The 24,442-nt window shown below is 72.0% G+C and carries 24 protein-coding genes; 6 read left to right on the top strand and 18 right to left on the bottom strand.

The features are described from left to right. Positions 1 to 26: 26 nt before the first annotated feature. Positions 27 to 2,558 carry an ATP-dependent Clp protease ATP-binding subunit gene (locus KK483_RS20240; RefSeq protein ID WP_262006617.1) on the bottom strand — a complete coding sequence of 844 codons (2,532 nt, stop codon included), beginning with the start codon at positions 2,556 to 2,558 and terminating at the stop codon, positions 27 to 29. 430 nt (positions 2,559 to 2,988) lie between these two features. Here KK483_RS20240 and KK483_RS20235 point away from each other — a divergent pair, with 430 nt between their 5' ends. After that, positions 2,989 to 3,603: an SCO3374 family protein gene (locus KK483_RS20235; protein WP_262006616.1), complete on the top strand. Its 615-nt coding sequence runs from the start codon at positions 2,989 to 2,991 to the stop codon at positions 3,601 to 3,603. On the opposite strand, the gene KK483_RS20230 is transcribed toward KK483_RS20235, so the two are convergent. From KK483_RS20230 to KK483_RS20185, 10 genes are all read right to left on the bottom strand, one after another. Continuing rightward, complete coding sequence (locus KK483_RS20230; protein ID WP_262006615.1) at positions 3,582 to 3,920, bottom strand: Lsr2 family protein; 339 nt, start codon at positions 3,918 to 3,920, stop codon at positions 3,582 to 3,584. The two genes, KK483_RS20235 and KK483_RS20230, sit on opposite strands and share 22 nt — an antisense overlap. A gap of 137 nt (positions 3,921 to 4,057) precedes the next feature. Continuing rightward, positions 4,058 to 4,597 (bottom strand): amino-acid N-acetyltransferase, encoded by a 540-nt coding sequence (locus KK483_RS20225; protein ID WP_262006614.1) that lies wholly within the window; start codon positions 4,595 to 4,597, stop codon positions 4,058 to 4,060. A 9-nt stretch (positions 4,598 to 4,606) separates the two neighbouring features. Continuing rightward, positions 4,607 to 5,122: a BlaI/MecI/CopY family transcriptional regulator gene (locus KK483_RS20220; protein ID WP_262006613.1), complete on the bottom strand. Its 516-nt coding sequence runs from the start codon at positions 5,120 to 5,122 to the stop codon at positions 4,607 to 4,609. Positions 5,123 to 5,218: 96 nt separating this feature from the next. Beyond that, on the bottom strand, positions 5,219 to 5,410 hold the full coding sequence (locus KK483_RS20215; RefSeq protein WP_242329093.1) for a hypothetical protein: 192 nt from the start codon (positions 5,408 to 5,410) through the stop codon (positions 5,219 to 5,221). Between the two features lie 50 nt (positions 5,411 to 5,460). Beyond that, positions 5,461 to 6,090, bottom strand: coding sequence for a hypothetical protein (locus KK483_RS20210; RefSeq protein ID WP_262009615.1), 630 nt, complete (start codon positions 6,088 to 6,090; stop codon positions 5,461 to 5,463). Between the two features lie 162 nt (positions 6,091 to 6,252). Next, the gene (locus tag KK483_RS20205; protein ID WP_262006612.1) at positions 6,253 to 7,050 is read right to left on the bottom strand and encodes a type III pantothenate kinase; all 798 of its coding nucleotides are present in this window, start codon (positions 7,048 to 7,050) and stop codon (positions 6,253 to 6,255) included. Positions 7,051 to 7,055: 5 nt separating this feature from the next. Continuing rightward, a complete protein-coding gene (nadC, locus tag KK483_RS20200) occupies positions 7,056 to 8,096 on the bottom strand; it encodes a carboxylating nicotinate-nucleotide diphosphorylase (RefSeq protein WP_262006611.1) in 1,041 nt (346 codons plus the stop codon). 27 nt (positions 8,097 to 8,123) lie between these two features. Beyond that, entirely contained in the window at positions 8,124 to 9,893 is a 1,770-nt protein-coding gene (locus KK483_RS20195; protein WP_262006610.1) for an L-aspartate oxidase, read from the bottom strand. Further along, positions 9,890 to 10,903: a pantoate--beta-alanine ligase gene (panC, locus tag KK483_RS20190; protein ID WP_262006609.1), complete on the bottom strand. Its 1,014-nt coding sequence runs from the start codon at positions 10,901 to 10,903 to the stop codon at positions 9,890 to 9,892. Before panC ends, KK483_RS20195 begins: the two co-directional genes overlap by 4 nt. Next, complete coding sequence (locus tag KK483_RS20185) at positions 10,900 to 11,838, bottom strand: Rossmann-like and DUF2520 domain-containing protein (RefSeq protein ID WP_262006608.1); 939 nt, start codon at positions 11,836 to 11,838, stop codon at positions 10,900 to 10,902. The genes panC and KK483_RS20185 overlap by 4 nt, the downstream gene beginning before the upstream one ends. Positions 11,839 to 12,036: 198 nt before the next feature. Here KK483_RS20185 and KK483_RS20180 point away from each other — a divergent pair, with 198 nt between their 5' ends. After that, entirely contained in the window at positions 12,037 to 13,302 is a 1,266-nt protein-coding gene (locus KK483_RS20180) for a low specificity L-threonine aldolase (RefSeq protein ID WP_399016117.1), read from the top strand. Positions 13,303 to 13,359: 57 nt separating this feature from the next. Here the strand turns inward: KK483_RS20180 and KK483_RS20175 are convergent, their stop codons facing one another. Continuing rightward, a complete protein-coding gene (locus tag KK483_RS20175) occupies positions 13,360 to 13,539 on the bottom strand; it encodes a hypothetical protein (RefSeq protein ID WP_262006606.1) in 180 nt (59 codons plus the stop codon). A 102-nt stretch (positions 13,540 to 13,641) separates the two neighbouring features. Here KK483_RS20175 and KK483_RS20170 point away from each other — a divergent pair, with 102 nt between their 5' ends. Continuing rightward, on the top strand, positions 13,642 to 14,742 hold the full coding sequence (locus KK483_RS20170) for a DUF5937 family protein (RefSeq protein WP_262006605.1): 1,101 nt from the start codon (positions 13,642 to 13,644) through the stop codon (positions 14,740 to 14,742). Positions 14,743 to 14,989: 247 nt separating this feature from the next. On the opposite strand, the gene KK483_RS20165 is transcribed toward KK483_RS20170, so the two are convergent. Together KK483_RS20165 and KK483_RS20160 are read right to left on the bottom strand one after the other, a co-directional pair. Then, positions 14,990 to 15,667, bottom strand: coding sequence for a response regulator transcription factor (locus KK483_RS20165; RefSeq protein WP_262006604.1), 678 nt, complete (start codon positions 15,665 to 15,667; stop codon positions 14,990 to 14,992). 107 nt (positions 15,668 to 15,774) lie between these two features. After that, entirely contained in the window at positions 15,775 to 16,977 is a 1,203-nt protein-coding gene (locus tag KK483_RS20160; RefSeq protein ID WP_262006603.1) for a sensor histidine kinase, read from the bottom strand. A gap of 107 nt (positions 16,978 to 17,084) precedes the next feature. Here KK483_RS20160 and KK483_RS20155 point away from each other — a divergent pair, with 107 nt between their 5' ends. Further along, the gene (locus KK483_RS20155; RefSeq protein WP_262006602.1) at positions 17,085 to 18,185 is read left to right on the top strand and encodes an SAM-dependent methyltransferase; all 1,101 of its coding nucleotides are present in this window, start codon (positions 17,085 to 17,087) and stop codon (positions 18,183 to 18,185) included. Positions 18,186 to 18,297: 112 nt separating this feature from the next. Then, complete coding sequence (locus KK483_RS20150; RefSeq protein WP_262006601.1) at positions 18,298 to 19,440, top strand: NADH-quinone oxidoreductase subunit D; 1,143 nt, start codon at positions 18,298 to 18,300, stop codon at positions 19,438 to 19,440. 52 nt (positions 19,441 to 19,492) lie between these two features. Here the strand turns inward: KK483_RS20150 and KK483_RS20145 are convergent, their stop codons facing one another. The 4 genes from KK483_RS20145 to KK483_RS20130 all read right to left on the bottom strand — a co-directional run bounded on the left by KK483_RS20145 (position 19,493) and on the right by KK483_RS20130 (position 23,095). After that, entirely contained in the window at positions 19,493 to 20,542 is a 1,050-nt protein-coding gene (locus tag KK483_RS20145) for a hypothetical protein (protein ID WP_262006600.1), read from the bottom strand. A 144-nt stretch (positions 20,543 to 20,686) separates the two neighbouring features. Then, entirely contained in the window at positions 20,687 to 21,670 is a 984-nt protein-coding gene (locus KK483_RS20140) for an ABC transporter substrate-binding protein (RefSeq protein ID WP_262006599.1), read from the bottom strand. Positions 21,671 to 21,698: 28 nt separating this feature from the next. Continuing rightward, a complete protein-coding gene (locus tag KK483_RS20135) occupies positions 21,699 to 22,394 on the bottom strand; it encodes an ABC transporter permease (protein ID WP_262006598.1) in 696 nt (231 codons plus the stop codon). After that, positions 22,394 to 23,095 carry an ABC transporter permease gene (locus tag KK483_RS20130; protein ID WP_262006597.1) on the bottom strand — a complete coding sequence of 234 codons (702 nt, stop codon included), beginning with the start codon at positions 23,093 to 23,095 and terminating at the stop codon, positions 22,394 to 22,396. The genes KK483_RS20135 and KK483_RS20130 overlap by 1 nt, the downstream gene beginning before the upstream one ends. A gap of 163 nt (positions 23,096 to 23,258) precedes the next feature. On the opposite strand from KK483_RS20130, the gene KK483_RS20125 reads away from it, so the two are divergent. Continuing rightward, positions 23,259 to 24,440, top strand: coding sequence for an ABC transporter ATP-binding protein (locus KK483_RS20125; RefSeq protein WP_262006596.1), 1,182 nt, complete (start codon positions 23,259 to 23,261; stop codon positions 24,438 to 24,440). Positions 24,441 to 24,442: the final 2 nt, after the last annotated feature.

Raw genomic sequence — 24,442 nt, 5'->3', positions numbered from 1 at the left:
CCCCTTTCAGCGTTCGCTCAGGACGCTCAGGCGTCCTTCGACAGGTTCGGACCGCTGCCGCCGCCCGCCGCCTGCTCGATCGGCGGAACGTCCGGCAGCGCCGACTTCTCCTCGCCGCGGAAGGTGAACTTCTTCTCCTCACCCTCGCCCTCGGTGTCGACGACCACGATGTGACCGGGGCGCAGCTCACCGAAGAGGATCTTCTCGGAGAGCAGGTCCTCGATCTCGCGCTGGATCGTCCGGCGCAGCGGCCGGGCACCCAGGACCGGGTCGTAGCCCTTCTTGGCCAGCAGGAGCTTCGCCTCCTGGCTGAGCTCGATGCCCATGTCGCGGTCCTTGAGCCGCTCATCCACCTTGGCGATCATCAGGTCGACGATCTGGATGATGTCTTCCTGCGAGAGCTGGTGGAAGACGACCGTGTCGTCCACACGGTTGAGGAACTCAGGCCGGAAGTGCTGCTTCAGCTCTTCGTTGACCTTCGCCTTCATCCGCTCGTAGGTGCTCTTGGTGTCGCCCTGGGCGGCGAAGCCCAGGTTGAAGCCCTTGGAGATGTCCCGGGTCCCGAGGTTGGTCGTCATGATGATGACCGTGTTCTTGAAGTCCACGACCCGGCCCTGGGAGTCGGTCAGGCGACCGTCCTCCAGGATCTGGAGAAGGGAATTGAAGATATCGGGGTGGGCCTTCTCGACCTCGTCGAAGAGGACGACGGAGAACGGCTTCCGGCGCACCTTCTCGGTGAGCTGGCCACCCTCCTCGTAACCCACGTATCCGGGCGGGGAGCCGAAGAGCCGGGACACCGTGTGCTTCTCGCTGAACTCCGACATGTCGAGGGAGATCAGCGCGTCCTCGTCGCCGAAGAGGAATTCGGCGAGCGTCTTGGAGAGCTCGGTCTTACCGACACCGGACGGACCGGCGAAGATGAAGGAACCGCCGGGGCGCTTCGGGTCCTTCAGACCGGCGCGGGTACGCCGGATCGCCTGGGACAGCGCCCGGATGGCGTCCTTCTGGCCGATGACGCGCTTGTGGAGCTCGTCCTCCATGCGCAGCAGCCGGGAGGACTCCTCCTCCGTCAGCTTGAAGACCGGGATGCCGGTGGCCGTGGCGAGGACCTCGGCGATCAGCTCGCCGTCGACCTCGGCGACGACGTCCATGTCGCCGGCCTTCCACTCCTTCTCCCGCTTGGCCTTCGCCGCCAGCAGCTGCTTCTCCTTGTCGCGGAGAGAAGCCGCCTTCTCGAAGTCCTGGGAGTCGATCGCGGACTCCTTGTCCCGGCGGACACCGGCGATCTTCTCGTCGAACTCGCGCAGGTCCGGCGGCGCGGTCATCCGGCGGATACGCATCCGGGAGCCGGCCTCGTCGATCAGGTCGATCGCCTTGTCCGGCAGGAAGCGGTCCGAGATGTACCGGTCGGCCAGGGTGGCGGCCTGGACCAGCGCCTCGTCGGTGATGGAGACGCGGTGGTGCGCCTCGTACCGGTCGCGCAGACCCTTGAGGATCTCGATGGTGTGCGGCAGCGACGGCTCCGCGACCTGGATGGGCTGGAAGCGGCGCTCCAGGGCCGCGTCCTTCTCCAGGTGCTTGCGGTACTCGTCGAGCGTCGTCGCACCGATGGTCTGCAGCTCGCCGCGGGCCAGCATCGGCTTCAGGATGCTGGCGGCGTCGATCGCGCCCTCGGCGGCACCCGCACCCACCAGGGTGTGGAGCTCGTCGATGAACAGGATGATGTCGCCGCGGGTGCGGATCTCCTTGAGGACCTTCTTCAGGCGCTCCTCGAAGTCACCGCGGTACCGGGAGCCGGCGACCAGCGCGCCGAGGTCCAGGGTGTAGAGGTGCTTGTCCTTGAGGGTCTCGGGCACCTCACCCTTGACGATGGCCTGCGCCAGGCCCTCGACGACCGCCGTCTTGCCGACGCCGGGCTCGCCGATGAGGACCGGGTTGTTCTTCGTACGGCGGGACAGCACCTGCATGACCCGCTCGATCTCCTTCTCGCGCCCGATGACCGGGTCGAGTTTGGACTCACGAGCTGCCTGGGTGAGGTTCCGGCCGAACTGGTCGAGGACGAGGGAGGTCGAGGGCGTGCCCTCGGCCGGGCCGCCGGCCGTGGCGGCCTCCTTGCCCTGCTGGTAACCGGAGAGCAGCTGGATGACCTGCTGCCGCACCCGGTTGAGATCGGCGCCGAGCTTCACGAGGACCTGGGCGGCGACACCCTCACCCTCGCGGATCAGGCCGAGCAGGATGTGCTCCGTGCCGATGTAGTTGTGGCCCAGCTGAAGAGCCTCACGGAGCGACAGCTCCAGGACCTTCTTGGCACGGGGGGTGAAGGGGATGTGCCCGGACGGGGCCTGCTGGCCCTGGCCGATGATCTCCTCCACCTGCTGGCGGACCGCCTCGAGCGAAATCCCGAGGCTCTCCAGGGCCTTAGCGGCGACACCCTCACCCTCGTGGATAAGGCCCAGGAGGATGTGCTCGGTGCCGATGTAGTTGTGGTTGAGCATCCGGGCTTCTTCCTGAGCCAGGACGACAACCCGCCGCGCGCGGTCGGTGAACCTCTCGAACATCGTTAATCGCTCCTCAGAGCGGTCAGTCAGTTAGGGGTCGATCCCCTCCCTGTCCTTCCGCAGCTTAGTCCCGCAAGCGGGGACCGCTCATTCCAACTGCCGACACCCGTCGCTGGCCTCCTGCCCCGAACGCCGACAAATGCTCCAACCTGATGGTGCGAGACGATGTTCCCGCAGGCCAGGCAGTTACCCCTGCCACCAGTACGCCGATGGCGAACGGGAGACCCCTAAAGCCTGCGTGTCGTCCGTCCCCACTAGGGATGTCTTACCCGTTAGCAGTGACACTCCATGCGGCGCGGGCCAGTTCCCTCAGCTATGGGCGAACACTCTTGCGCCTTCGAACACTCCGCAATCAACCCCATCCGGCCACGGTCTGCAATGACGTCCACACAATCCGTAACCATCGAGCGGGCGGGGAAGTTCCCGGAGTATGGCCTTCACCGTCCCGCCCCCTCGTGCACCGCTGCCGGTGCCGCCCGACGACGGCGTCACGCGCTGGTACGAGCGCGAGCTCGGGTGGGCGACGGCCGCGGGGCCGCCGGTGCGGCTGCCGACCGGGCTCCGCTTCGACGTGCTGGAGCTGCCGGCCGACGCGGGGTACGCCCTGCTCGGGCGGTACGGACGGACCGGCCCTGTCGCCCTCTCGGGGCGGCGGATGCGGCTGCTGGTGGCCGCGGGGAGCGCCGACGAGCTGCCGGGGCTGCTCGACTGGCTGGAGTGGGGCGGGATCGGACTGGATCTGACCGCCCTCGGCGCGGGTGGGCGGATCACCGCCCCCGCGCCCCTGGGAGCCCCCGCCCCACTGGGGGCCGCCACGTGGTTGCGGCCCCCGGAGCCGGGGCGCGAGGTGGAGCCGTCGCTTCCGGCACTGTCCCCCGTCGGACGCTGCGCCGGGCCCGGGGGTGGTGGGGGCACCCCCGACCTGGCTCGGCTCGTGGACGCGGCGGCGAGTGCGTGCCACCGTGCCCGGCTGCTACGGGCGAGTGCCCGGGCACACAGGCCGACCACTCATCGAGCGGGTGCTCAGCCGTTGGCCTTCTCGTAGGCCTCGCGGATCTCGGCGGGAACGCGGCCGCGGTCGTTGACGCTGTAGCCGTTCTCCTTGGCCCACTTACGGATCTCGGCCGTGTCCTTGCCACCCGTCGCGGCGGCGACGCGGCCCTTGCCACGGCCCGTCGCAGCACGACCGCCGGTCCGCCGGCCGCCCTTGGTGTACGGCGCGAGCAGGTCGCGGAGCTTGTCCGCGTTGGAGGTGGTGAGGTCGATCTCGTAAGTCTTGCCGTCCAGCGCGAACGTCACGGTCTCGTCGGCCTCGCCACCGTCGAGGTCGTCGACAAGAAGGACCTGAACCTTCTGTGCCACCGGATTTCCTTTCATCGAAAATGCAGTACGCGGAAAGGAAACCGCTTTTCCCGGAAAAACTCAAACCCCTGGCAGAGGTTCAGATCCTCGGGATCGCGGGAAACATGCGCGATTCGGACATAGGGATCCGCCGGGCGTCACAGGTGCAGAAGCATCCGACTGTTGCCCAAGGTGTTCGGCTTCACTCGTTCGAGACCGAGGAACTCGGCGACACCCTCGTCATAGGAACGCAGCAGCTCGCTGTACACATCTCCGTCAACAGGAGTCTCACCGATCTCCACGAAGCCGTGCTTCGTGAAGAAGTCGACTTCGAAGGTGAGGCAGAATACCCGCCGCACTCCCAGCCAGCGGGCGGTGTGCAGCAGCTGCCCCAGCACCTGGTGACCGATGCCCAGGCCCGTGAACTGCGGATCGACCGCCAGTGTGCGGACTTCCGCGAGATCTTCCCACATGACGTGCAGAGCACCGCAGCCGATGACGCGGGCGTCGTTGTCGCGTTCCGCCACCCAGAACTCCTGGATGTCCTCGTAAAGCGTCACCGTCGCTTTGTCGAGCAGGATGCCTTCGCTCACGTACGGGTCGACAAGCCGGCGGACGTCCGGCACATCGCTGGTCCGGGCCCGGCGGACGGTCACGACATTTGCAGCGGCATTGGGAAGCGGATGCGGGAAGGACATGGCCGGACGCTATCGCCCCGGCCCGTCCACGTCGTCGGCGGCCTCCCGGCCTTCTTCGGGTTCCGCGGCCGCTTCCCCGCTCTGCGCTTCCACGGTCCGGGCTTCCCGGGTCCGGGCTTCGGAGGCTTCCGTGATCTGCGCTTCCGCGGTGTGCGGCTCCGCGGTCGGGGGCTGAACGATGCGGATCGCGTCCTGGAGCGCCTCGCGCTGCTCCTGCGACATCATGCCGAAGAACGCGACAAGGGCGGCGGCGGGGTTGTCGCTCTTCGACCAGGCTTCGTTCATCAGTGCGGCCGAGTAGGCGGCCCGGGTGGAGACGGCGGTATATCGATAGGCGCGCCCTTCGACTTCCCTGCGCACCCAGCCCTTCTGATGGAGATTGTCCATAACGGTCATGACGGTGGTGTAGGCGATGGAGCGATCCTGCTGGAGATCTTCCAGGACTTCCCGGACCGTCACCGGGCGGTTCCATTGCCAGATGCGCGTCATGACGGCGTCTTCGAGCTCTCCCAATTGACGGGGCACATCGCCACCATAGTGGGAGATGTCGAAATGGGTAGCTATTGACGTACTTGGCGTACGAAAAAGGACGTACGGCCGGAACGGCCGTACGTCCTGGAATCAGGCCCCGGCGGGACGGTCCCCCGGAGCGGCCGGCTGACCGGCCGCCTCCGCGCGGGCGATCGCCGCGTCCACCGCGGCGTCCTCCTTGGCCTTGTTCGGGCCGCCCTGACTCTTGACGATCGTCACGACCAGGCCGATGAAGAAGGCGGCCATCACGACGGGGGGCACGAGCGCGGATACGTAGTCCATGCCCCCAGAGTAGCCAGGGTCCGGTCGGCCGATTGCGCCGGATCGGACCCTTATCCGGCGACCCGTTCCTCGGGCCGGGGCGCGGGCTTGCGGCGTGGCGGGAAGACCTCGCCGGGCGTGGGGATGGGGCGGCCGGGGCGGGGGGTGGGCGCGGGAGCGGGTTTCGGGGCGGTGGGGCGGGGCTCCGGTTTGGCGTCGGCGGCGGCGAGGCCGCCGGGAAGGGCGTGCAGCCGGGCGCGCGGGCCTGACGGGGCGGGCGCCGCCGGCCCGCGGACACCCGTACGGTCCGCCGTGCGGACGGCGAGACGGGCGCGTACCGACTGTTCGGCGAGGTCCTGGCAGCGCTCCAGCAGGGCGGCCGCCACGGGCATGCGGGGCCGGAGGGTGCGCAGGGCCGCGAGGTCCTCGGGGCGGGGGTCGTACCCGGCGGCGAGGGCGTCCTGGAGGAGCTCCAGATAGCCCCCGGCCGAGCCGGGGAGTGCGTCGCGGTAGCGGGCGAGGTCGGCGAGGAGGAAGGCGTGCAGCCGGCGCGCCTCGCGTACCGCCTCGTCCACGGACTCGGCGAGCCGCAGACAGTCCTGTACGCAGTCCTGCGCGACGTCCTCGCAGGGCTGGGCGGGGTTGAGGGCGACGGCGAGGGCGCGTCGGAGCACACGCAGCTCGTCTGCACTGAACGCCATGCCGCCGCGGGATCCGTATGGCGTGGGCATGGGCCGACGATACGCGCTAATCGGACAAAAATGGTTTACCTTCCGCCTCTGGCGCGGCGCCCCGCCGAGAGTCCCGCCCCGGGCCCCGACCGGCCCCCCGAAACCCCTCCCGCCCCGCGCCCCGGGCGGACGTCACATGCGCGAGACGTTGCGCTCGTACACCAGGCGGAGCCCGATCAGCGTCAACCAGGGCTCGTGCTCGTCGATCGCGGACGACTCGCCCAGCACCATCGGCGCCAGTCCGCCGGTGGCGATCACGGTCACGTCCTCCGGATCGTCGGCCAGCTCCCGCTTCATGCGCTGGACGACCCCGTCCACCTGGCCCGCGAAGCCGTACACGATGCCCGACTGCATCGCCTCGACCGTGTTCTTGCCAATGACGCTGCGCGGGCGGGCCAGCTCGATCTTGCGGAGCTGGGCGCCCTTGACGCCGAGCGCCTCGACCGAGATCTCGATGCCGGGGGCGATGACCCCGCCCGTGTACTCACCGCGGGCGCTGACCGCGTCGAACGTCGTGGCCGTACCGAAGTCGACGACGATCGCCGGGCCGCCGTAGAGCTCGACGGCGGCGACCGCGTTGATGATGCGGTCCGCGCCGACCTCCTTGGGGTTGTCCATCAGGATCGGCACGCCCGTCTTGACCCCGGGCTCGACGAGGACGGCGGGCACGTCGCCGTAGTAGCGGCGGGTCACCTCGCGGAGCTCGTGCAGCACGGAGGGGACGGTGGCGCAGATCGCGATGCCCTCGATGCCGTCGCCGAGCTCGTCGCCGAGCAGCGGGTGCATGCCCATCAGGCCGTTGAGGAGCACCGCGAGCTCGTCGGCGGTTCGGCGCGGGTCGGTGGAGACGCGCCAGTGCTCCACGATGTCCTCGCCGTCGAAGAGGCCGAGGACGGTGTGGGTGTTGCCGACGTCGATGGTGAGCAGCATCGGGATCAGACCTCGGCCTCTCGCAGGTCGAGACCGATGTCGAGGATCGCGGACGAGTGGGTGAGGGCCCCGACCGCGAGGTAGTCGACGCCGGTCTCGGCGTACGCCCGGGCGTTGGCGACCGTGAGCCGGCCGGAGGACTCCAGGACCGCGCGGTTCTTGACGAGGGCGACGGCCTCCTCGGTCTCGGTCGGCGTGAAGTTGTCGAGCAGGATCAGGTCGGCGCCGGCGTCCAGGACCTCGCGGACCTGGTGCAGGGTGTCGACCTCGACCTCGATGGCGAGATCGGGGGTGCCCAGCTCGGCGAGCTTCTCGCGGACGGCCTTGAACGCCTGCGCGACGCCGCCCGCCGCGATGACGTGGTTGTCCTTGACCAGGGCCGCGTCGGAGAGCGACATGCGGTGGTTGACGCCGCCGCCGCAGCGCACGGCGTACTTCTCCAGGGCGCGCAGGCCGGGGGTGGTCTTGCGGGTGTCGCGCACGCGCGCGTTGGTGCCTTCGAGCGCGTCGGCCCAGGCGCGGGTGGCGGTGGCGATGCCGGAGAGGCGGCACAGGATGTTCAGCGCGCTGCGCTCGCCGGTGAGGAGGTCGCGGGTGCGGGTCGTGACGGAGAGCAGCTTCTCGCCGGCCTCGACGCGGTCGCCGTCCTCGACATGGCGCTCGACGGTGAACTCGTCCGTACAGACGATCGAGAGGACGGCCTCGGCGACGCGGAGGCCCGCGACGACGCCGGGCTCACGGGCGACGAAGTCACCGGTGGCGACCGCGTCCTCGGGGACGGTGGCGACGGTCGTGATGTCGACCCCGCCGTCGAGGTCCTCCTCGATCGCGAGGTGGGCGATGTCCTCGACCTGGACGGGGTCGAGGCCGGCCTCGGCGAGAAGGCTCGCGAGTGCGGGGTCGAGGCCGCACTCGTACGCCTCCTCGTACGCCTCGTCGGCACAGCCGCAGCCGTCGCCGCAGCCGGACGACTGGGCGGATGCCGGGGCGCCGATCTGGATCAGCGGTACGTCCACGGGCTCGGGACGTTCTTCGGGCGTGCTCACGGTGGCGGCTCCCTGGGGCATGGGGGGTTACGGGGTCACGGAGGTACGGGACACGGCTGAGGGGGTACGGCTGACGGGCGGCAGTGCTTCGGTGGCGGTGCGGCGCACGACGAGACGGCGGTCCGGGGTGAGCCGTACGACAATATGGCGCCGCCACTGGGTGTCGTCACGGTCGGGGTGGTCCTCGCGCCAGTGGCAGCCGCGGGTCTCCGCCCGCTCACGGGCGGCGGCCACGAGCACCCGCGAGACCAGCAGCAGATTGGTGGCCTCCCAGGACTCCACGCCCGGCTCGGCGGCCTTGCGGGACGCCTCGGCGTCGTGCAGAGCGGACAGGTGCAGGGCCTCCAGCGCGTCCGCCGCGTCGTCCAGGCTCGTGGCGGAGCGGAGCACACCGGCGCCGTCCGTCATGATCCGCTGGATCTCGTGGCGCGCCTCGGGGAGGAGCAGCGGCACGGCCGGTCCGCCGTCCGGGGCTCCGGCGGTCCCGGGCTCCCCCGCCGCCGGGGGCGCGCCGTTGCGGTCCGTCGCGATCGTCATGGCGATGCGCTCGGCGAAGACCAGGCCCTCGAGGAGGGAGTTGGAGGCGAGGCGGTTGGCGCCGTGCACACCGGTGCAGGCGACCTCGCCGCAGGCGTAGAGACCGGGGACGGTGGTGCGGCCGTGGAGGTCGGTACGGACGCCGCCGGAGGCGTAGTGGGCGGCCGGGGCGACCGGGATCGGCTCGGTCACCGGGTCGATGCCGTGGGCGCGGCAGGCGGCGAGGATCGTCGGGAAGCGGGTCTCCCACATCTCGGCGCCGAAGTGGCGGGCGTCCAGGAGCATGTGGTCGGCGCCCTGCTCCTGCATGCGGCGCATGATGCCCTTGGCGACGATGTCGCGCGGCGCGAGCTCGGCCAGCTCGTGCTGCCCCACCATGAAGCGGGTGCCGGACGCGTCGACGAGATGCGCGCCCTCGCCCCGTACCGCCTCGGAGACGAGGGGCTGCTGGCCCTCGGAGTCCGCGCCCAGGTACAGCACCGTCGGGTGGAACTGGACGAATTCGAGGTCGCTCACCTCGGCCCCGGCGCGCAGCGCGAGTGCGACGCCGTCGCCCGTCGACACGGACGGGTTGGTCGTGGCCGAGAAGACCTGGCCCATGCCGCCCGTCGCCAGGACCACGGCGGGCGCGTGCACCGCCCCGACGCCGTCGTGCTGGCCCTCGCCCATCACGTGCAGGGTGATCCCGGAGGTGCGGCCGTCGTCGTCCGTCAGCAGGTCGAGCACGAGCGCGTGCTCGATGATGCGTATCGCCCGCTCGCGTATCGCCGTGACCAGGGCCCGGGAGATCTCCGCGCCCGTGGCGTCGCCCCCGGCGTGCGCGATACGGCGCCGGTGGTGGCCGCCCTCGCGGGTGAGCGCGATGGTGCCGCCCTCTTCGGTGTCGAAGCGGGCGCCCGTCTCGATCAGCCGCCGGACCGCGGCCGGGCCCTCGGTGACCAGCGTCCGCACCGCCACCGGGTCGCACAGCCCCGCTCCCGCGACGAGCGTGTCGTCCAGGTGCTGCTCGGGGGTGTCGCCCTCGCCGAGCGCCGCGGCGATGCCGCCCTGGGCCCAGCGCGTGGAGCCGTCGTCGAGGCGGGCCTTGGTGACCACGACCGTGCGCAGGCCCACGGCCGAGCAGCGCAGCGCGGCCGTCAGGCCGGCGACGCCGGAGCCGACCACGACGACATCGGCGTCGATGGACCAGCCGGGCGCAGGGGCGATCAGCCGTATCGCGGTGCCGCCGTGGGTGCCCGTACCGGGCCCGGTCGCGGTCATGCGGAAGCTCCGAACGTGAGGGGGATGTTGTCGATCAGCCTCGTCGTCCCGACTCGCGCGGCGACCGCCATGATCGCCTCGCCGGTGTGGCCGTCGGCGACCTCGCCGAAGTCGGCCGGGTCGACCAGGGCCAGATAGTCCAGGTCCAGCGGCGGCGTCGCCTTGGCCGCCTCGTCCAGGACGGCGCGGGCCGCTGCCCGTACGGCATCGGCGCCGCCGCCCGGCTGCGCCGCGGCCACCGCGTGCGCGTCGGCAGCCGCGCGGGCCTCGCCGAGCGCGGAGAGCGCGGCGGCGCGTGCGGTGGGCGCAGGGGCGGACTCGGCACGGGCCCGCAGCGCCTGCTGGGCGGCGAGCCGGTCGTGGGCGGCGAAGAGGGCGCGGGAGAGCGCGAGCGCGGTCCGGCGCTCGTCCGGCGACAGGTAGCGGTTGCGGCTGGAGAGCGCGAGTCCGTCCGGCTCCCGCACCGTCGGTACGCCGACGATCTCCACCGGGAAGTTCAGGTCCCGGGCCATCCGGCGGATCAGCGCGAGCTGCTGGGCGTCCTTCTGGCCGAAGAACGCCACGTCGGGCCGGGTGAGGTGGAGCAGCTTGGCGACGACCGTGAGCACGCCGTCGAAGTGGCCGGGGCGGGAGGCGCCTTCGAGGAGCTCGCCCATGGGGCCGGCGGCGATCCTGACCTGCGGCTCACCGCCCGGGTAGACCTCGTCGGCGGACGGGGCGAACACGGCGTCGGCGCCCGCCTCCCGCGCGATCTTCAGGTCGGCGTCCAGGGTGCGCGGATAGCGGTCGAGGTCCTCGCCCGCGCCGAACTGGAGCGGGTTGACGAAGACCGTGACGACGACGAAGCCGTCGGGGCCCATGTGCTCGCGGGCGGTGCGGACGAGGGTGGCGTGGCCCTCGTGGAGGGCTCCCATGGTCATGACGACGGCGGTGCGGCCGGGGGAAGCATGGCGCCGGAGGAGCCGCTCCAGGTCCTCGCGCGTGGGGACCAGCTCGATGTCGTGGCTCATCTGGTGTCTCCCTCGGCCAGGACTCCCAGCAGGTCCTCGGCGAGCTCCGGCTTGAGCAGTCCGTGCGCGAGCGCCCGGTCCGCGGTCGTACGGGCCATCGCGAGATACCCGGCGACGGTGCCGGGCGCGTGCTTGCGCAGCTCGGCGACGTGCGCGGCGACGGTGCCGGCGTCGCCACGGGCGACGGGACCGGTGAGCGCGGCGTCGCCGGAGCGGAGGGCGTTGTCGAGCGCGGCACCGAGGAGCGGGCCGAGCATGCGGTCCGGGGCGGAGACGCCCGCGGTGCGGAGCAGCTCCATCGACTGGGCGACCAGGGTGACCAGGTGGTTCGCACCGACGGCGAGGGCCGCGTGGTAGAGCGGGCGGGCCTCCTCGTCGATCCACTCGGGCTCACCGCCCATCTCGATGACCAGCGCCTCGGCGGCGAGCCGCAGCTCTTCGGGTGCGGTGACGCCGAAGGAGCAGCCGGCCAGCCGCTGCACGTCGACGCTGGTCCCCGTGAAGGTCATGGCAGGGTGCAGTGCGAGCGGCAGGGCGCCGGCGCGGCGGGCCGGGCCGAGCACGGCCGCGCCGTACCGCCCGGACGTGTGGACGAGCAGCTGGCCCGGGCGGACCGCCCCGGTGTCGGCGAGGCCCTCGACCAGGCCCGGCAGGGCGTCGTCGGGCACGGTGAGCAGCACCAGCTCGGCGCGGGCCAGGACCTCGGCGGGCGGGACGAGCGGCACGTCGGGCAGCAGCGAGGCGGCCCGGCGCCGGGAGACGTCGGAGACACCCGAGACGGCCACCGGGCGATGGCCCGCCAGCTGCAAGGACGCGGCGAGGGCGGGACCGACGCGGCCCGCTCCGACGACTCCCACGGTGAGGCGGGCCGGGCGGTCCTTGGGGTCGACGGGCTCGGATGCTGGCGGGGGTCCTGACGGTGGTGGTGCGTTCACGCGGCGACGGCCTTCCGTTCCAGTCCGCGGGGGGTACCGGACGATTCTTCGTCATGCTACGCCAGCGTTTCGGCCTGGCTTCCAGTTGTCCACAGGCTGTGGAGGCCGCACGGGCGAGTGCGCGATGATCGCTGAATGGCGGACAACACGGCGGGCGAGACGGCGGGCGACGCGGCAGAGATCGTGGCGGAGATCGTGATGGCGGAGAAGCACGAGCGGGACGAGCAGGAGGAGCGGGAGGAGCGGGAGGAGCGGGAGGAGCGGGAGGAGGGGGCCGAGCGGGACGAGGGCGCCGAGCGGCGGCGCAGGCTCGCCGCGTGGCGAGCGTCCGACCGGGTGCTCTGGCGCGGCTCGGCCGACGGCCGGATCGGCGAGCGGCTGGCGGCACTGGCGGCGGACGCGGAGGCGCTCGGACCCGCGGTCGAAGGCGGCAGCGGCCCGGACGGCCTGCTGGACGAGTGGGTCGATGTGTACGGGGACGGGGTGGTCGCGGAGCTGGAGAGACGGGTGGCGGCGCTGCTCGGCTTCCCGGCAGCGGCGTTCTTCCCCACGGGGACCATGGCGCAGCAGGTGGCGCTGCGCTGCTGGGCCGGGCGCACGGGGAATCGTACGGTCGCGCTGCATCCTCTCGCCCACCCCGAGGTGCACGAGCGCGGCGCGCTCGGAGCGGTGAGCGGGCTGCGTACGGTCCATCCGACCCGGGCGCCCCGGCTGCCCACGGCCGACGAGCTATGGGGCGTCGGTGAGCCCTTCGGCACGCTGATGCTGGAGCTTCCGCTGCGGGACGCGGGCTTCGTCCTGCCGTCGTGGGACGAGTTGGTGGAGGTGGTGGAGGCGGCGCGCGAGATGGAGGCAGTGGTGCATTTCGACGGCGCGCGCCTTTGGGAATGCGCCCCTCACTTCGGGCGCGACCTGGACGAGATCGCCGGCCTCGCGGACAGCGTGTACGTGTCGTTCTACAAGTCCCTGGACGGTCTGTCGGGAGCCGTGCTCGCCGGCCCGGAGTCCTTCGTGGACGAGGCCAGGACATGGCGCCACCGGTACGGCGGCCAGCTGTTCCAGCAGTACCCCGCGGCACTCGCGGGGCTCGTCGGACTGGAGCGCGAACTGCCGCGGCTGGCCTCGTACGTAGCGCACGCGAAGACCGTCGCCGGGGCGCTCGCACAGGGGCTGGCGGAGGGCCCGGCGCCGGTGCCGTGGTTCCGGATCCACCCGGAGCCGCCGCACACGCACCAGTTCCAGGTGTGGCTCCCGTACGGGGATGACCTGCTCAACGAGGCGTCCGTCCGCCAGGCGGAGGAAACGGGCGTCACGCTCTTCCGCCGCTGGTCCCCGGCAGGCCACGGAGGGCCGCCGGGAGTCTCCCTGACGGAGGTGACCGTGGCGGCGCCGGGGCTGTCGTGGACGGGCGAGGACGTGCGGGTCGCGGTCGCGGACTTTCTGACGCGGGTGCGGAGCCTGTAGGCGCGGGAGCGGTGCATCCCCTTGCGCCCTGTTTGTTGGGCACAGGGGGACCCCGGCTCAACCGCCGGAGGCCGTACGGGGAGTCCGGGGGCAGGCCCTCGGTCTCCGCGCGAAGCGGAGGCGGTCCCAGAGGGCCCGCACCGTCCGCCGGTCGTCGCGGCCCGGCGGCGGCGGAGCGGGCTCGCCGCGCTGTGCCGCCCGGTAGAGGTCGAGCAGGTGTTGCTGAACGGCGTCCATGCAGCCCACGCTGCGCCCCACCGCACCGTCCCCGCCCGTCGATTGACCGGCACCGTCAATCGACGGGACGGCCCCGCCCCCGCACCCCGCACCATAGGAGGCGTGAGCGTCACCATCGATATCGCGGGCCTGCCCCCCGAGCGCATCCTGTTCGAGATCTCCCCCCTCGCCGAGCTGGGCGTCGCCCTGCATGCGCTGTCCGAGCCCGGGCACCACCCCGGGCTGCACGGCTGGGCGACGGCCACCGCGGCCGGGCTGAAGCCGGATCTCGCCGACCGGCTGCACGAGGCGGCGTTCCTGTGGACGTCGACCTTCTCGGACGTGTTCATGCCGTTCGCCGGTGTCCGCGGCGGCGACGGCCGCACCGGTGCCACGCTCGCCGAGGAGCTGGACGTCCTCGACTCCCTCGACGAGGAGCGGTTCATCAACGCCACGCTGGAGTTCACCTGCTCCAGCTCGTACGCCAGCGGCGCCCCGGTCGACCCCGACCGCGCGCTGGAACTCGCGGCCTCCCGCGGCCCCCAGCAGCTCGCCTTCGCCCGCCGGCTGGTGGACGACCCCGCCGCCGTACGCACCTGGCTGCGCCGTCTCTTCGAGGACTGCGACCAGGCATTCTTCGCCGACACCTGGAACCGCACCCGCGTCCAGCTCGCCGCCGACGCCCGCCACAAGACGGAGATCCTGCGCCGCAAGGGCCTCGCGGAGGCGCTGCGCGCGGTGTCCCCGGCGGTCTCGCTCAACGAGGCGACGGGCCGTATCGAGGCCGACAAGCTCACCGTCGGCCACACGACCGGCGTGGACCCGGCCGTCGGCGCCGGCGTCACCTTCCTGCCGTCCCGCTTCGGCTGGCCCCATCTGATGGTGCTGCACGCCCCCGGCTGGCGGCCCGTCGTCCAGTACCCGGTCGGTGCCCCCGAACTCCCCGGCCCCGCCTCCGTCGAGCTGCTCGCGCTCCGGATGGAGGCGCTCGCCCACCCCATGCGGATGCGGCTGTGCCGCAACCTCGCCCGCGCCCCGTACACGACCGGCGAGCTGGCCGACTCGCACGGCATCTCCGCGCCGGAGGTCTCACGCCATCTGTCGGTGCTGAAGAAGGCCGGCCTGGTCACGACCCGGCGGCGCGGCCGGTACGTCCTGCACCAGCTGGACGTCGCGGTCGTGGCCCGGCTCGGCAGCGACTTCCTGGAGACCGTGCTGCGCTAGGGAGTGTCTTCAAAGGATCGTCGTCCGCCCGAAGGGCGGGTCCGGCGGCGTCTGGTGCGGGCGATCGCAAGGCGGAGGACGGAGTCCATGCGGTGGGGCACCTCCCGCGCCCGAAGGGAAACGGGGGCGGCGGGGGGCGGAGGCACCTCCCAGGCGCGAGGTCTGGGGAAGCGTGCCAGACGCCGCCGGGCAGACGGGACTTCGAAGACACGACCCAGCGCCGCGCGGGTATGTGTCGGGGCCGGACTCAGGCCGCGCCCCCGCCGCCCGCCCTCACCAGGCCGGTCTCGTACGCGAGCACCACCACCTGCACCCGGTCCCGCAGGCCCAGCTTGGTCAGGATGCGGCCCACGTGCGTCTTGACGGTGGCCTCGGACAGCACCAGCCGGGCGGCGATCTCGCCGTTGGACAGGCCCTGCGCGACGAGCAGCATGACCTCGCGCTCGCGGTCGGTGAGCCGCTCCACCTCCTTGTGCTGCGGCGGGCCGCTCGCCGACGGCAGCATCGGCGAGAAGCGGTCCAGGAGGCGGCGAGTCGTGGAGGGGGCCACGACGGCGTCGCCGCTGTGCACGGAGCGGATCGCGCCGAGCAGCTCGCCCGGCGGCACGTCCTTCAGCATGAAGCCGCTCGCGCCCGCCTTCAGCCCGGAGAACGCGTACTCGTCGAGGTCGAAGGTGGTCAGGATGATCACCTTCGGCGCGTCCGGCTGCGTGCAGATGCGGCTGGTCGCCTCCACTCCGTCCAGCCGCGGCATCCGCACGTCCATCAGCACCACGTCGACGGCGGTGGAGCGGAGGATGTCGATCGCCTCGGCGCCGTCCCCCGCCTCGGCCACGACGTCCATGTCCGGCTGCGCGGCCAGCACCATGCGGAACCCGGTGCGCAGCAGCACCTGGTCGTCGACGAGCATCACGCGGATCGTCATGGAAGAGGTCCCCTGTCTGTGGACGGTCGGTGGCCGGTCAGTGGCGGGCGGGCGAGTGGGTGGGTGGGGCCGGTCAGTGGCGGGCGGTGGCGGGTCGGTGGGGCCGGTCAGGCGGGCTTGAGCGGGAGCAGGGCGCTGATCCTGAACCCGCCGCCGGGCCGCGGCCCGGCGTCCAGCGTGCCGCCGACCATCCCGACGCGCTCGCGCATGCCGATCAGGCCGTGGCCCCTGCCGTCGGCGCCGCCGTCCTCGTACATCTCGTGCGCCGCGCCCCGGCCGTCATCCTCTACAAGCAGGCCGAGCCCGTCGTCGAAGTACACCAGCCGGACGCTGGCGCCCGCGTTCGGGCCGCCGTGCTTGCGGGTGTTGGTGAGGGCTTCCTGGACGATCCGGTACGCCGTGAGCTCCACGCCGCTGGGCAGCGGGCGCGAGGTGCCCTCGATCTTGAAGTCGACGGTGAGGCCGGCCGTGCGCACCTGCTCGACCAGGTCCTCGATCTGCTCGACGTCGGGCTGCGGCACGTACTCGCCGCTCTCCGGGGCGTCGCCGGTGCGCAGCACTCCCAGCAGCCGGCGCATCTCGGCGAGCGCCTGGCGGCCGGTGGTGGAGATCGTCTCCAGGGCCTGCCGGGCCTGGTCGGGGGCGGCGTCCAGGACGTAGGCGGCGCCGTCGGCCTGCACGACCATCACCGAGACGTTGTGCGCGACGACGTCGTGCAGCTCGCGGGCGATCCGGGCGCGCTCGGCGGCGACGGCGACCTTGGACTGTGCCTCGCGCTCCTTCTCCAGCCGCGACGCGCGCTCCTCCAGCTGGGCGAAGTACGCGCGGCGGGTGCGCAGCGAGTCACCGAGCACCCAGGCCAGGGCGAACGGGACGCTCATGACGATGGTGAAGAAGATCTGGCCGCCGATGCCGGTGTCCTCGACCGGCCAGCGGATCTGGGAGAGCGTGGCGGCGGAGAGCCCGCCGGCGAACGCCAGCCGCGAGGCCCAGCGGGGGCCGTCGTGCGCGGCGACCGTGTAGATCAGGACGAGCATCGCGAAGTCTGCGGCGTTGACCTTGATGTCCAGCGCCAGCTGGGCGATGCCCACGGCGGCCACGAGCAGCAGCATCTTCTCCGGTGCGCGGCGTCGCAGCGCGACGCTCAGGCTGAGCAGGAAGACGATGACGGCCGCGGCGACCCGGGGCTCGTTGCCGGCGTTCGCGTTCTCCTGGACGGCCCACAGCATGGAGAACCCGAAGAGGACGACGGCCCAGAAGGTGTCGACGCCCGTCGGGTGCCTGCGGATGAAGTCGTAGAGACGCTGCACGTAACCCAGCGTAGGGACAACGGAAAGGTGCAAGGGTCAACCGGAGGGTCGATCCGGTCGGCGGGCGCCTACTCCGCAAGGTGGAGGCACAGGGGAGACTGGCTCGCGTGACGAACACGACAGCGGTCGGGGCCGATGAGTGGGTCCTCTGGCGGGAGGCGACCGAGCGCGCGCTGTACGGGCCCGGCGGCTTCTACCGGCGGCCGGAGGGGCCGGCCGGGCACTTCCGTACGTCGGTGCACGCCTCGCCGCTGTACGCCGCCGCCGTCGCCCGGCTGCTGGCCGAGACCGCGGAGTCGCTGCCGGACGCCCCCGAGATCGCGCTGGTGGACATGGGGGCGGGGCGCGGAGAGCTGCTGACGGGGGTGCTCGCCGCGCTGCCCGACGGGAGGCTGCCGGACCCGGACGGGCGTGCGGTACGGGCGTACGCCGTCGAGCGCGCCGCCGGCCGGCCCGCGGGGCTCGACCAGCGCATCGCATGGACCGACCGACCGCCGGCCGGGGTGACCGGCCTCCTCTTCGCCAACGAGTGGCTGGACAACGTCCCGGTGGAGGTCGTGGAGGCGGACGAGACGGGGACGGCCCGGTACGTCCTGGTGCGCCCGGCGGACGGCGAGGAGCGCCTCGGGGAACCGGTGCCGGCGGGCGGGGCGGACGCGCAGTGGCTGGAGCGCTGGTGGCCGCTGACCGGGCCGGGCACGCGGGGGGAGATCGGCCGGGCGCGGGACGAGGCGTGGGCGGAGGCCGTGGCGAGCCTCGGCGCGGGGCTCGCCGTGGCGGTGGACTATGCGCACCGGGCGGGGGCGCGGCCGCCGTACGGCACGCTGGCCGGGTTCCGGGAGGGGCGGGAGGTGCGGCCGGTGCCGGACGGCAGCTGCGACATCACGGCGCATGTGGCGTTGGACGCGTGCGCCGCGGGGGTGGGGACGGACGCGGGCGCGCGGGCCGGAGCCGGGACCAGGACCGAGGCCGGGACCGGCATCGGCCTCGGCCCCGGAACCGGAGCCGGAGCCGCGCTGGTCAGCCAGCGGGAGGCGCTCGGGCGCCTGGGGGTGTCCGGGACCCGGCCGCCGCTGGCGCTGGCGTCGTCCGACCCGGCGGCGTACGTGCGGGCGCTGTCGGCGGCGGGTGAGGCGGCGGAGCTGACCGCCCGCGGCGGCCTCGGCGACTTCACCTGGCTCCTCCAGCCGGTCCCGCCACCGTCCTGACGCCCGCGGCGGGCCGTGCGGCGGGGCCGTTGCGGCACGGAGCGAGCGGGGACCGGGTCCGCCCCTCGGCCCGGGCCGCCGGCGTCCGCGCCAGGGAGGGATACTGTCGCCCATGACGGAGACGACGATCGGCATCGGCGGCGCGGCGGAGAGCACCGACATGGTGCTGAACATCGGCCCGCAGCACCCCTCCACCCACGGCGTGCTCCGGCTCCGGCTGGTCCTGGACGGTGAGCGCATTCAGCAGGCCGAGCCGGTGATCGGGTACATGCACCGGGGCGCGGAGAAGCTGTTCGAGGCGCGCGACTACCGGCAGATCGTGATGCTGGCCAACCGGCACGACTGGCTGTCCGCCTTCTCGAACGAGCTCGGGGTCGTCATGGCCGTCGAGCGCATGCTCGGCATGGAGGTGCCGGAGCGCGCGGTGTGGATGCGTACGCTCCTCGCCGAGCTGAACCGGGTGCTCAACCACCTGATGTTCCTCGGGTCGTATCCGCTGGAACTGGGCGGAATCACCCCGGTCTTCTACGCATTCCGGGAGCGCGAGGAGCTCCAGACCGTCATGGAGGAGATCTCCGGCGGCCGGATGCACTACATGTTCAACCGGGTCGGCGGCCTCAAGGAGGACCTGCCCGCGGGCTGGACGGGCCGGGCACGGCAGGCGGTCGCCGACGTGCGGTCGCGGATGGACGTGTACGACCGGCTCGTCCTCGGCAACGAGATCTTCCGCGGGCGCACCCGCGGCATCGGCGTCCTGACGCCGGCGACCGCGCACGCCTACGGGGTCTCCGGGCCGATCGCCCGCGCCTCGGGCGTCGACTTCGACCTGCGCCGCGACGAGCCGTACCTGGCGTACGGCGAACTGCAGGACACCCTGAAGGTCGTCACCCGGACCGAGGGCGACTGCCTGGCCCGCTTCGAGTGCCTGCTGGAGCAGACCCACAACGCGCTCGAACTCGCGGACGCCTGCCTGGACCGGCTCGCCGAGCTGCCCCCGGGGCCGGTCAACCAGCGCCTGCCGAAGGTGCTGAAGGCCCCCGAGGGCCACACGTACGCCTGGACCGAGAACCCGCTCGGCATCAACGGCTACTACCTGGTGTCCAAGGGCGAGAAGACGCCGTACCGCCTCAAGCTCCGCTCCGCGTCGTACAACAACATCCAGGCGCTGACCGAGCTGCTGCCCGGCACGCTCGTCGCCGACATGGTGGCGATCCTGGGATCGCTGTTCTTCGTCGTCGGCGACATCGACAAGTAGCGGCCGGAGCCGGGCGCAAGTAGCGGGCGGAGCCGGGCGGTCCGTGCGGCGGCTACGAGATCGCGCTGCGCAGCTCGGCGACGTCCAGCTGCTCGGTCTCGTCGTGCGCGGTCAGGTCGATCACCGCACCGACCCCGTCGGCACCGGCCTCGGCCAGCGCCTCCTCACCGACGACGTCCGCCAGGTCCTCGGACTCGATCGCCGCGACGGGCGCCCTCCGGCTGCCCTGACCGCGCCGGGCGCCGTCCTGTCCACCGCTCGGGGTACCACCCTGCGTGCCGCCCTGGGTGCCACCCTGCGTGCCGAAGAAGTCGAAGCCCCCCAGCGGGCGCGGAGCCTGGCGCGCGGTGTACGGAACGATCGCCGCGGCGATCGGCACCGGCGTCCTGGCCGGGAGCGCGGGGAGTGCGGGGGCGGCGGACGACGGGCGGGCGTGCTGCTCTCCCCCGGCGGCCGCCGCGTGCTTCCCCTGCGGCTCGTCCGCCTCCCGTGCCCGCTCGGCGAGATCGCGCTTGCGGGCCTCCTCGACGGTGCGCCTCGCCTGCTGCGCCGCGACGTTGCGCGACAGGTCCTCCAGGGCCTTGGCGGCGCGCAGATAGGCGGAGGGCGTCGGCGTCGAACCGGCGGGCGGCAGCTCCTTGGGCGCTGCGGCCTCCAGTGCGAGCCGGCGACGGCCCTCCAGCGCGCTGGCCCGCTCGGTCTCGGCGTTCGCGTACCGGCGCAGCAGCGAGGCGTGCTCGTTGCGCAGCGCCGCCAGCTCGACCCGCTTCGTGCGGAGCTTCGCATCCAGCTTGGTGCGCAGCTCACGGGATTCGTCGAGATCGGCTTCCAGCTCGGCTATGCGCTCCTCGGTCTTCCAGGCGTCGCTGGCGCGGAGGCGGGTGAGCTCGGCGACGCGGCGGCCCGCGCTCCGGTCCCAGCCGCGCATGAGCACCGCGCCGGTGACCGCGGCTGCCGCGGCCGCGGCGACCAGGGTGCGGAGCACGACGGGATCAGCGAATAGCCAGGCGCCGGCGGCACAGAGAACCGAAGCTCCGGCGACCGCGGAGGGCTGCAGGAGCCGGTGCAGAGGTGGGGAATGGCGATGGCGTCCACGTGGCATGGCCTGAAATTTACCGTGCGTAGATGACGATTGGGGGGTCGGCCCGGCAATCTCTTGGTCAGTTCGAGCCACGGGCCGACTCCCTTTACCGCCCCTCCACTTACCGCCCCTCCGCTTCCGCTTCCGGCCGGTCCTTGATCGGAACTACTTGATCAGGCCCTTCGCGGCGAGATACTCCCTCGCGACGTCCTGCGGCTTCGCCCGCTCCGCGTCCACCTTCCGGTTCAGCTCCACCAGGTCCTGCGTCGTCAGCGCTCCGGTGAGCTTGCCGAGGGCGTCGGCTATCTCCTGCGCGCCCGCGTCCTCGGCATTGAGCACCGGCAGCACGTTGTCCGCGTTCTGGAGCTTCTTGTCGTCCTCCAGCAGAACAAGTCCGAAACTCTCCAGCGTGGCGTCGGTGGTGGTGGTCAGCACGAGCTGGTCCTCACCGTCCTTGACGGCCTGCTTGGCCTGGGGGGTGCCGACGCCCTTCGGATCCACGCCCGCCACATCGATGCCGTAGGTCTTCTTCAGACCGGGCGCGCAGAACGGCCGGACTTCGCACTCGTCCCCGGCCGCGATCTTGACCTTCAGCTTCGACTTTCCAAGATCGGAAAGGGTCTTGAGCTTGTTCTTCTCGGCGAATTCCTTGCTCACCGCGAAGGCGTTCTGGTCGACCGCCTCGCCCGCGGGCAGCACCTTCAGACCGAGCGGTTCGGCGAGCTTCTGCAGCCCGGCGACGGTGGCGGCGACATCGCTGGAGGCGACGGGCTTCTCCTCGGGCGCCTTCGGCCCGTTCACCTTCGCGTTGAGGAATTCGGCGATCGTCGCCGCGTATTCCGGTACGACGTCGATCTCGCCCTTCTCCAGCGACGGCTCGTACAGCTCCCGGTTCTTCACGGTCGTGACCGACGTGCGGTAACCGGCGTCGCCCAGCACCTGTGCGTAGAGCTCGGCGAGCACCTTGGACTCCGTGAACGCCGCGGCGCCCACGACGAGCGTGCCCTTCTCGGCACTGCTCGGCTTCCCGGCCGTGCCGGCGGAGCCGCTCTTCTCCTGCTCCAGGCTGCCGCCGCCGCACGCGGCGAGCGAGCCGACAAGGCCCACGACGCCCAGCACTGCACCCGCGATGCGCGAGGTCTTGCTCATGAGGTTCACCATCCAAGTGAGTGAGTGGTCACACGGTCTTCCGCAGGGAGCGCTGGGGACGCAGGAGACGCAGCGGACTGCACAGCCGGTCGACCAGCACCAGCACCGCCTCCACCAGCAGGGCGAGCACGGCCACGAGCAGGGCGCCCGCGACCACTTGAGGCGTGTTGTACGTGTTGAAACCGGCCGTGATGATCCGGCCGAGGCCGCCCTGGCCGACCATCGCCGCGATCGTCGCGGTGGCGACGACCTGGACGGCTGCCGAGCGCAGCCCGGTCATCACCATCGGGTACGCGAGCGGCAGCTCGACCCGGACGAAGAGCTGCCGGCCCGACATCCCCATGCCGCGCGCGGCCTCCACGACGGCCCGGTCCACCTCCCGCATCCCCACATAGGCGTTGGTCAGCAGCGGCGGCACGGCGAACAGCACCAGCGCGATGATCGTCGGGACGTATCCGGCGCTGCGCAGCGGCGTGACCATGAACAGGGCGAGCACCGCGAAGACCGGAATGGCCCGGCCCGCGTTGGAGATGTTGACGGCGAGGGCTCCACCGCGGCCGACGTGCCCCAGGTACAGGGCGAGCGGCAGGGCGACCGCGCAGGCCAGCGCCATGGCGACCCCGCTCACGTACAGATGCTCTCCGAGCCGGTGCCACGCGCCGCTCTCCCCCGACCAGTTGGCGCCGGTGGTGAGCCAGGTCCAGCTCTTGGCCAGTACGTCCATCAGCGGGCCCCCGGGGCCGCGGCCGCGGCCCGTGTCCGTATTCGGGTCCAGGGCGTGAGCAGGCGCTGCACGCCCAGGAGCAGCAGATCGGCGGCGACGGCCAGCAGCACGCAGAGCACCGAGGCCGTCAGCACCTGGGCCTTGAAGAAGCTGGGCAGCGCGTCCTCGATGAGATTGCCGAGGCCGCCGCGGCCGACGATCGAGCCGACCGTCGTGAGCGCGACCGTCGACACGGTGGCGATGCGCAGGCCCGCCATCAGCGCGGGGAGCGCGAGCGGGAGTTCGACCTCCCACAGCAGCCTGGCCGGTCCGTACCCCATGCCGCGCGCCGCCTCACGCGCCTCCTGCGGAACGGCTTCCAGGCCCGCCAGTATGTTCCGCACGAGAATCGTCAGCGAATACAGCACCAGGCCCGTGATCACCAGGGCGGCGGAGAGCCCGAAGAACGGCAGCAGCAGCGAGAACATCGCCAGTGACGGAATCGTGTAGAGCAGCGTCGTCAGGCCGAGCACCGGGCCGGTGAGCCGGGGGCTGCGCCGGGCGAGCAGCGCCAGCGGGAAAGCGACCGCCAGCCCGATCAGCACCGAGACCGCCGTGATCCAGATGTGCTGCACCGTCGCGTCGGCCAATTCCTGGCTGCGGGAACGGAGATATTCGCCGCAGATCCAGTCGTTCGTCACCAGGCAGTTCTGGCCCGCCATCGCCCCACCCCCGTCCCTCTGTTCGGTACGTCGCAAAACTTGTTCGACCCGAGGCCGACCGGAAACCGACCCTATCCCCCGCCACTGACAATCGCCGAGGAGCTTCGCGTTCCGGCAACACGCCCTTCACACATGCCCCGCCACCACCCGCCACAATGGGCGCATGATCCGATTCGAGCACGTCACCAAGCGCTACCCGGACGGCACCACGGCCGTCGACGATCTCTCCTTCGAGGTCACCGCGGGCGAACTGGTCACGCTCGTCGGACCCTCCGGCTGCGGCAAGACGACCACGATGAAGATGGTCAACCGGCTCATCGAGCCCACCAGCGGCCGGATATTCCTCGACGGCCAGGACATATCCGCCGCCGACCCCGTCGAACTGCGCCGCCACATCGGCTACGTCATCCAGCAGGTGGGGCTCTTCCCCCACAAGACCGTGCTGGAGAACACCGCCACCGTTCCCCATCTGCTCGGCTGGAAGGGCCCGAAGGCCCGGGCTCGCGCCGCCGAGCTCCTCGACCTCGTGGGCCTGGACCCGAGGACGTACGGCGACCGCTATCCCGACCAGCTCTCCGGCGGTCAGCGCCAGCGGGTCGGCGTCGCACGGGCGCTCGCGGCGGACCCGCCGGTCCTGCTGATGGACGAACCGTTCGGCGCGGTCGACCCGGTCGTCCGCGACCACCTCCAGAGCGAGTTCCGGGGGCTCCAGGCCGCCGTGCGCAAAACGGTCCTCTTCGTCACCCACGACATCGAGGAGGCCGTGCGGCTCGGCGACCGCATCGCCGTCTACGGACAGGGCAGGATCGAGCAGTTCGACGCCCCGGCGGCCGTCCTCGGCGCCCCTGCCACGCCGTACGTCGCGGAGTTCGTCGGCGCCGACCGCGGGCTGAAGCGGCTGTCCGTCACACCCATCGAGGAGGGCGACCTCGAACAGCCGCCGGTGGTGCACCTCGACGACCCGCTGCCCCGCGACCTCGGCGCGCGCTGGGCGGTCGTCCTCGACGCCGAGGACAATCTGCACGGCTGGATCTCCGCCGAGCAGGCCGCCGAGCCCACCGGTCCCGTCCCCGGCCCGGCTCTCGGCGGCAAGGTGTCCGTACGGGACCGCGCCCGCCGGATGGAGGCGTGGCTGCCCGTGGGCGCCTCGCTCAAGCAGGCGTTCGCCACGATGCTCCAGCACGACGCGGGCTGGATCGCGGTCATCGACCGTGCCGAGAAGGGACGTTTCCTCGGTGTGCTGACCCCGGCCCGGCTGCACGAGGCGCTGCGCCGTTCCATCGACGCGGACGCGCAGGACATCCCCCGTACGGAAGTGGAACTGGACACGGTCACACCGCGCTGACC

Source organism: Streptomyces sp. FIT100, assembly GCF_024584805.1.
Classification (GTDB): domain Bacteria; phylum Actinomycetota; class Actinomycetes; order Streptomycetales; family Streptomycetaceae; genus Streptomyces.
The sequence above is the reverse complement of the archived record's forward strand: the minus strand, read 5'-3'. Positions and strand labels throughout refer to the sequence as shown.

What these genes read in the sequence shown, in the direction of transcription:
- KK483_RS20240 (WP_262006617.1), bottom strand. Translation starts at nt 2,558, where the DNA reads ATGTTCGAGAGGTTCACCGACCGCGCGCGGCGGGTTGTCGTCCTGGCT.
- KK483_RS20235 (WP_262006616.1), top strand. Translation starts at nt 2,989, where the DNA reads ATGGCCTTCACCGTCCCGCCCCCTCGTGCACCGCTGCCGGTGCCGCCC.
- KK483_RS20225 (WP_262006614.1), bottom strand. Translation starts at nt 4,597, where the DNA reads ATGTCCTTCCCGCATCCGCTTCCCAATGCCGCTGCAAATGTCGTGACC.
- KK483_RS20215 (WP_242329093.1), bottom strand. Translation starts at nt 5,410, where the DNA reads ATGGACTACGTATCCGCGCTCGTGCCCCCCGTCGTGATGGCCGCCTTC.
- KK483_RS20210 (WP_262009615.1), bottom strand. Translation starts at nt 6,090, where the DNA reads ATGGCGTTCAGTGCAGACGAGCTGCGTGTGCTCCGACGCGCCCTCGCC.
- KK483_RS20205 (WP_262006612.1), bottom strand. Translation starts at nt 7,050, where the DNA reads ATGCTGCTCACCATCGACGTCGGCAACACCCACACCGTCCTCGGCCTC.
- KK483_RS20195 (WP_262006610.1), bottom strand. Translation starts at nt 9,893, where the DNA reads ATGACCGCGACCGGGCCCGGTACGGGCACCCACGGCGGCACCGCGATA.
- panC (WP_262006609.1), bottom strand. Translation starts at nt 10,903, where the DNA reads ATGAGCCACGACATCGAGCTGGTCCCCACGCGCGAGGACCTGGAGCGG.
- KK483_RS20180 (WP_399016117.1), top strand. Translation starts at nt 12,037, where the DNA reads ATGGCGGAGAAGCACGAGCGGGACGAGCAGGAGGAGCGGGAGGAGCGG.
- KK483_RS20175 (WP_262006606.1), bottom strand. Translation starts at nt 13,539, where the DNA reads ATGGACGCCGTTCAGCAACACCTGCTCGACCTCTACCGGGCGGCACAG.
- KK483_RS20165 (WP_262006604.1), bottom strand. Translation starts at nt 15,667, where the DNA reads ATGACGATCCGCGTGATGCTCGTCGACGACCAGGTGCTGCTGCGCACC.
- KK483_RS20150 (WP_262006601.1), top strand. Translation starts at nt 18,298, where the DNA reads ATGACGGAGACGACGATCGGCATCGGCGGCGCGGCGGAGAGCACCGAC.
- KK483_RS20145 (WP_262006600.1), bottom strand. Translation starts at nt 20,542, where the DNA reads ATGCCACGTGGACGCCATCGCCATTCCCCACCTCTGCACCGGCTCCTG.
- KK483_RS20140 (WP_262006599.1), bottom strand. Translation starts at nt 21,670, where the DNA reads ATGAGCAAGACCTCGCGCATCGCGGGTGCAGTGCTGGGCGTCGTGGGC.
- KK483_RS20135 (WP_262006598.1), bottom strand. Translation starts at nt 22,394, where the DNA reads ATGGACGTACTGGCCAAGAGCTGGACCTGGCTCACCACCGGCGCCAAC.
- KK483_RS20130 (WP_262006597.1), bottom strand. Translation starts at nt 23,095, where the DNA reads ATGGCGGGCCAGAACTGCCTGGTGACGAACGACTGGATCTGCGGCGAA.
- KK483_RS20125 (WP_262006596.1), top strand. Translation starts at nt 23,259, where the DNA reads ATGATCCGATTCGAGCACGTCACCAAGCGCTACCCGGACGGCACCACG.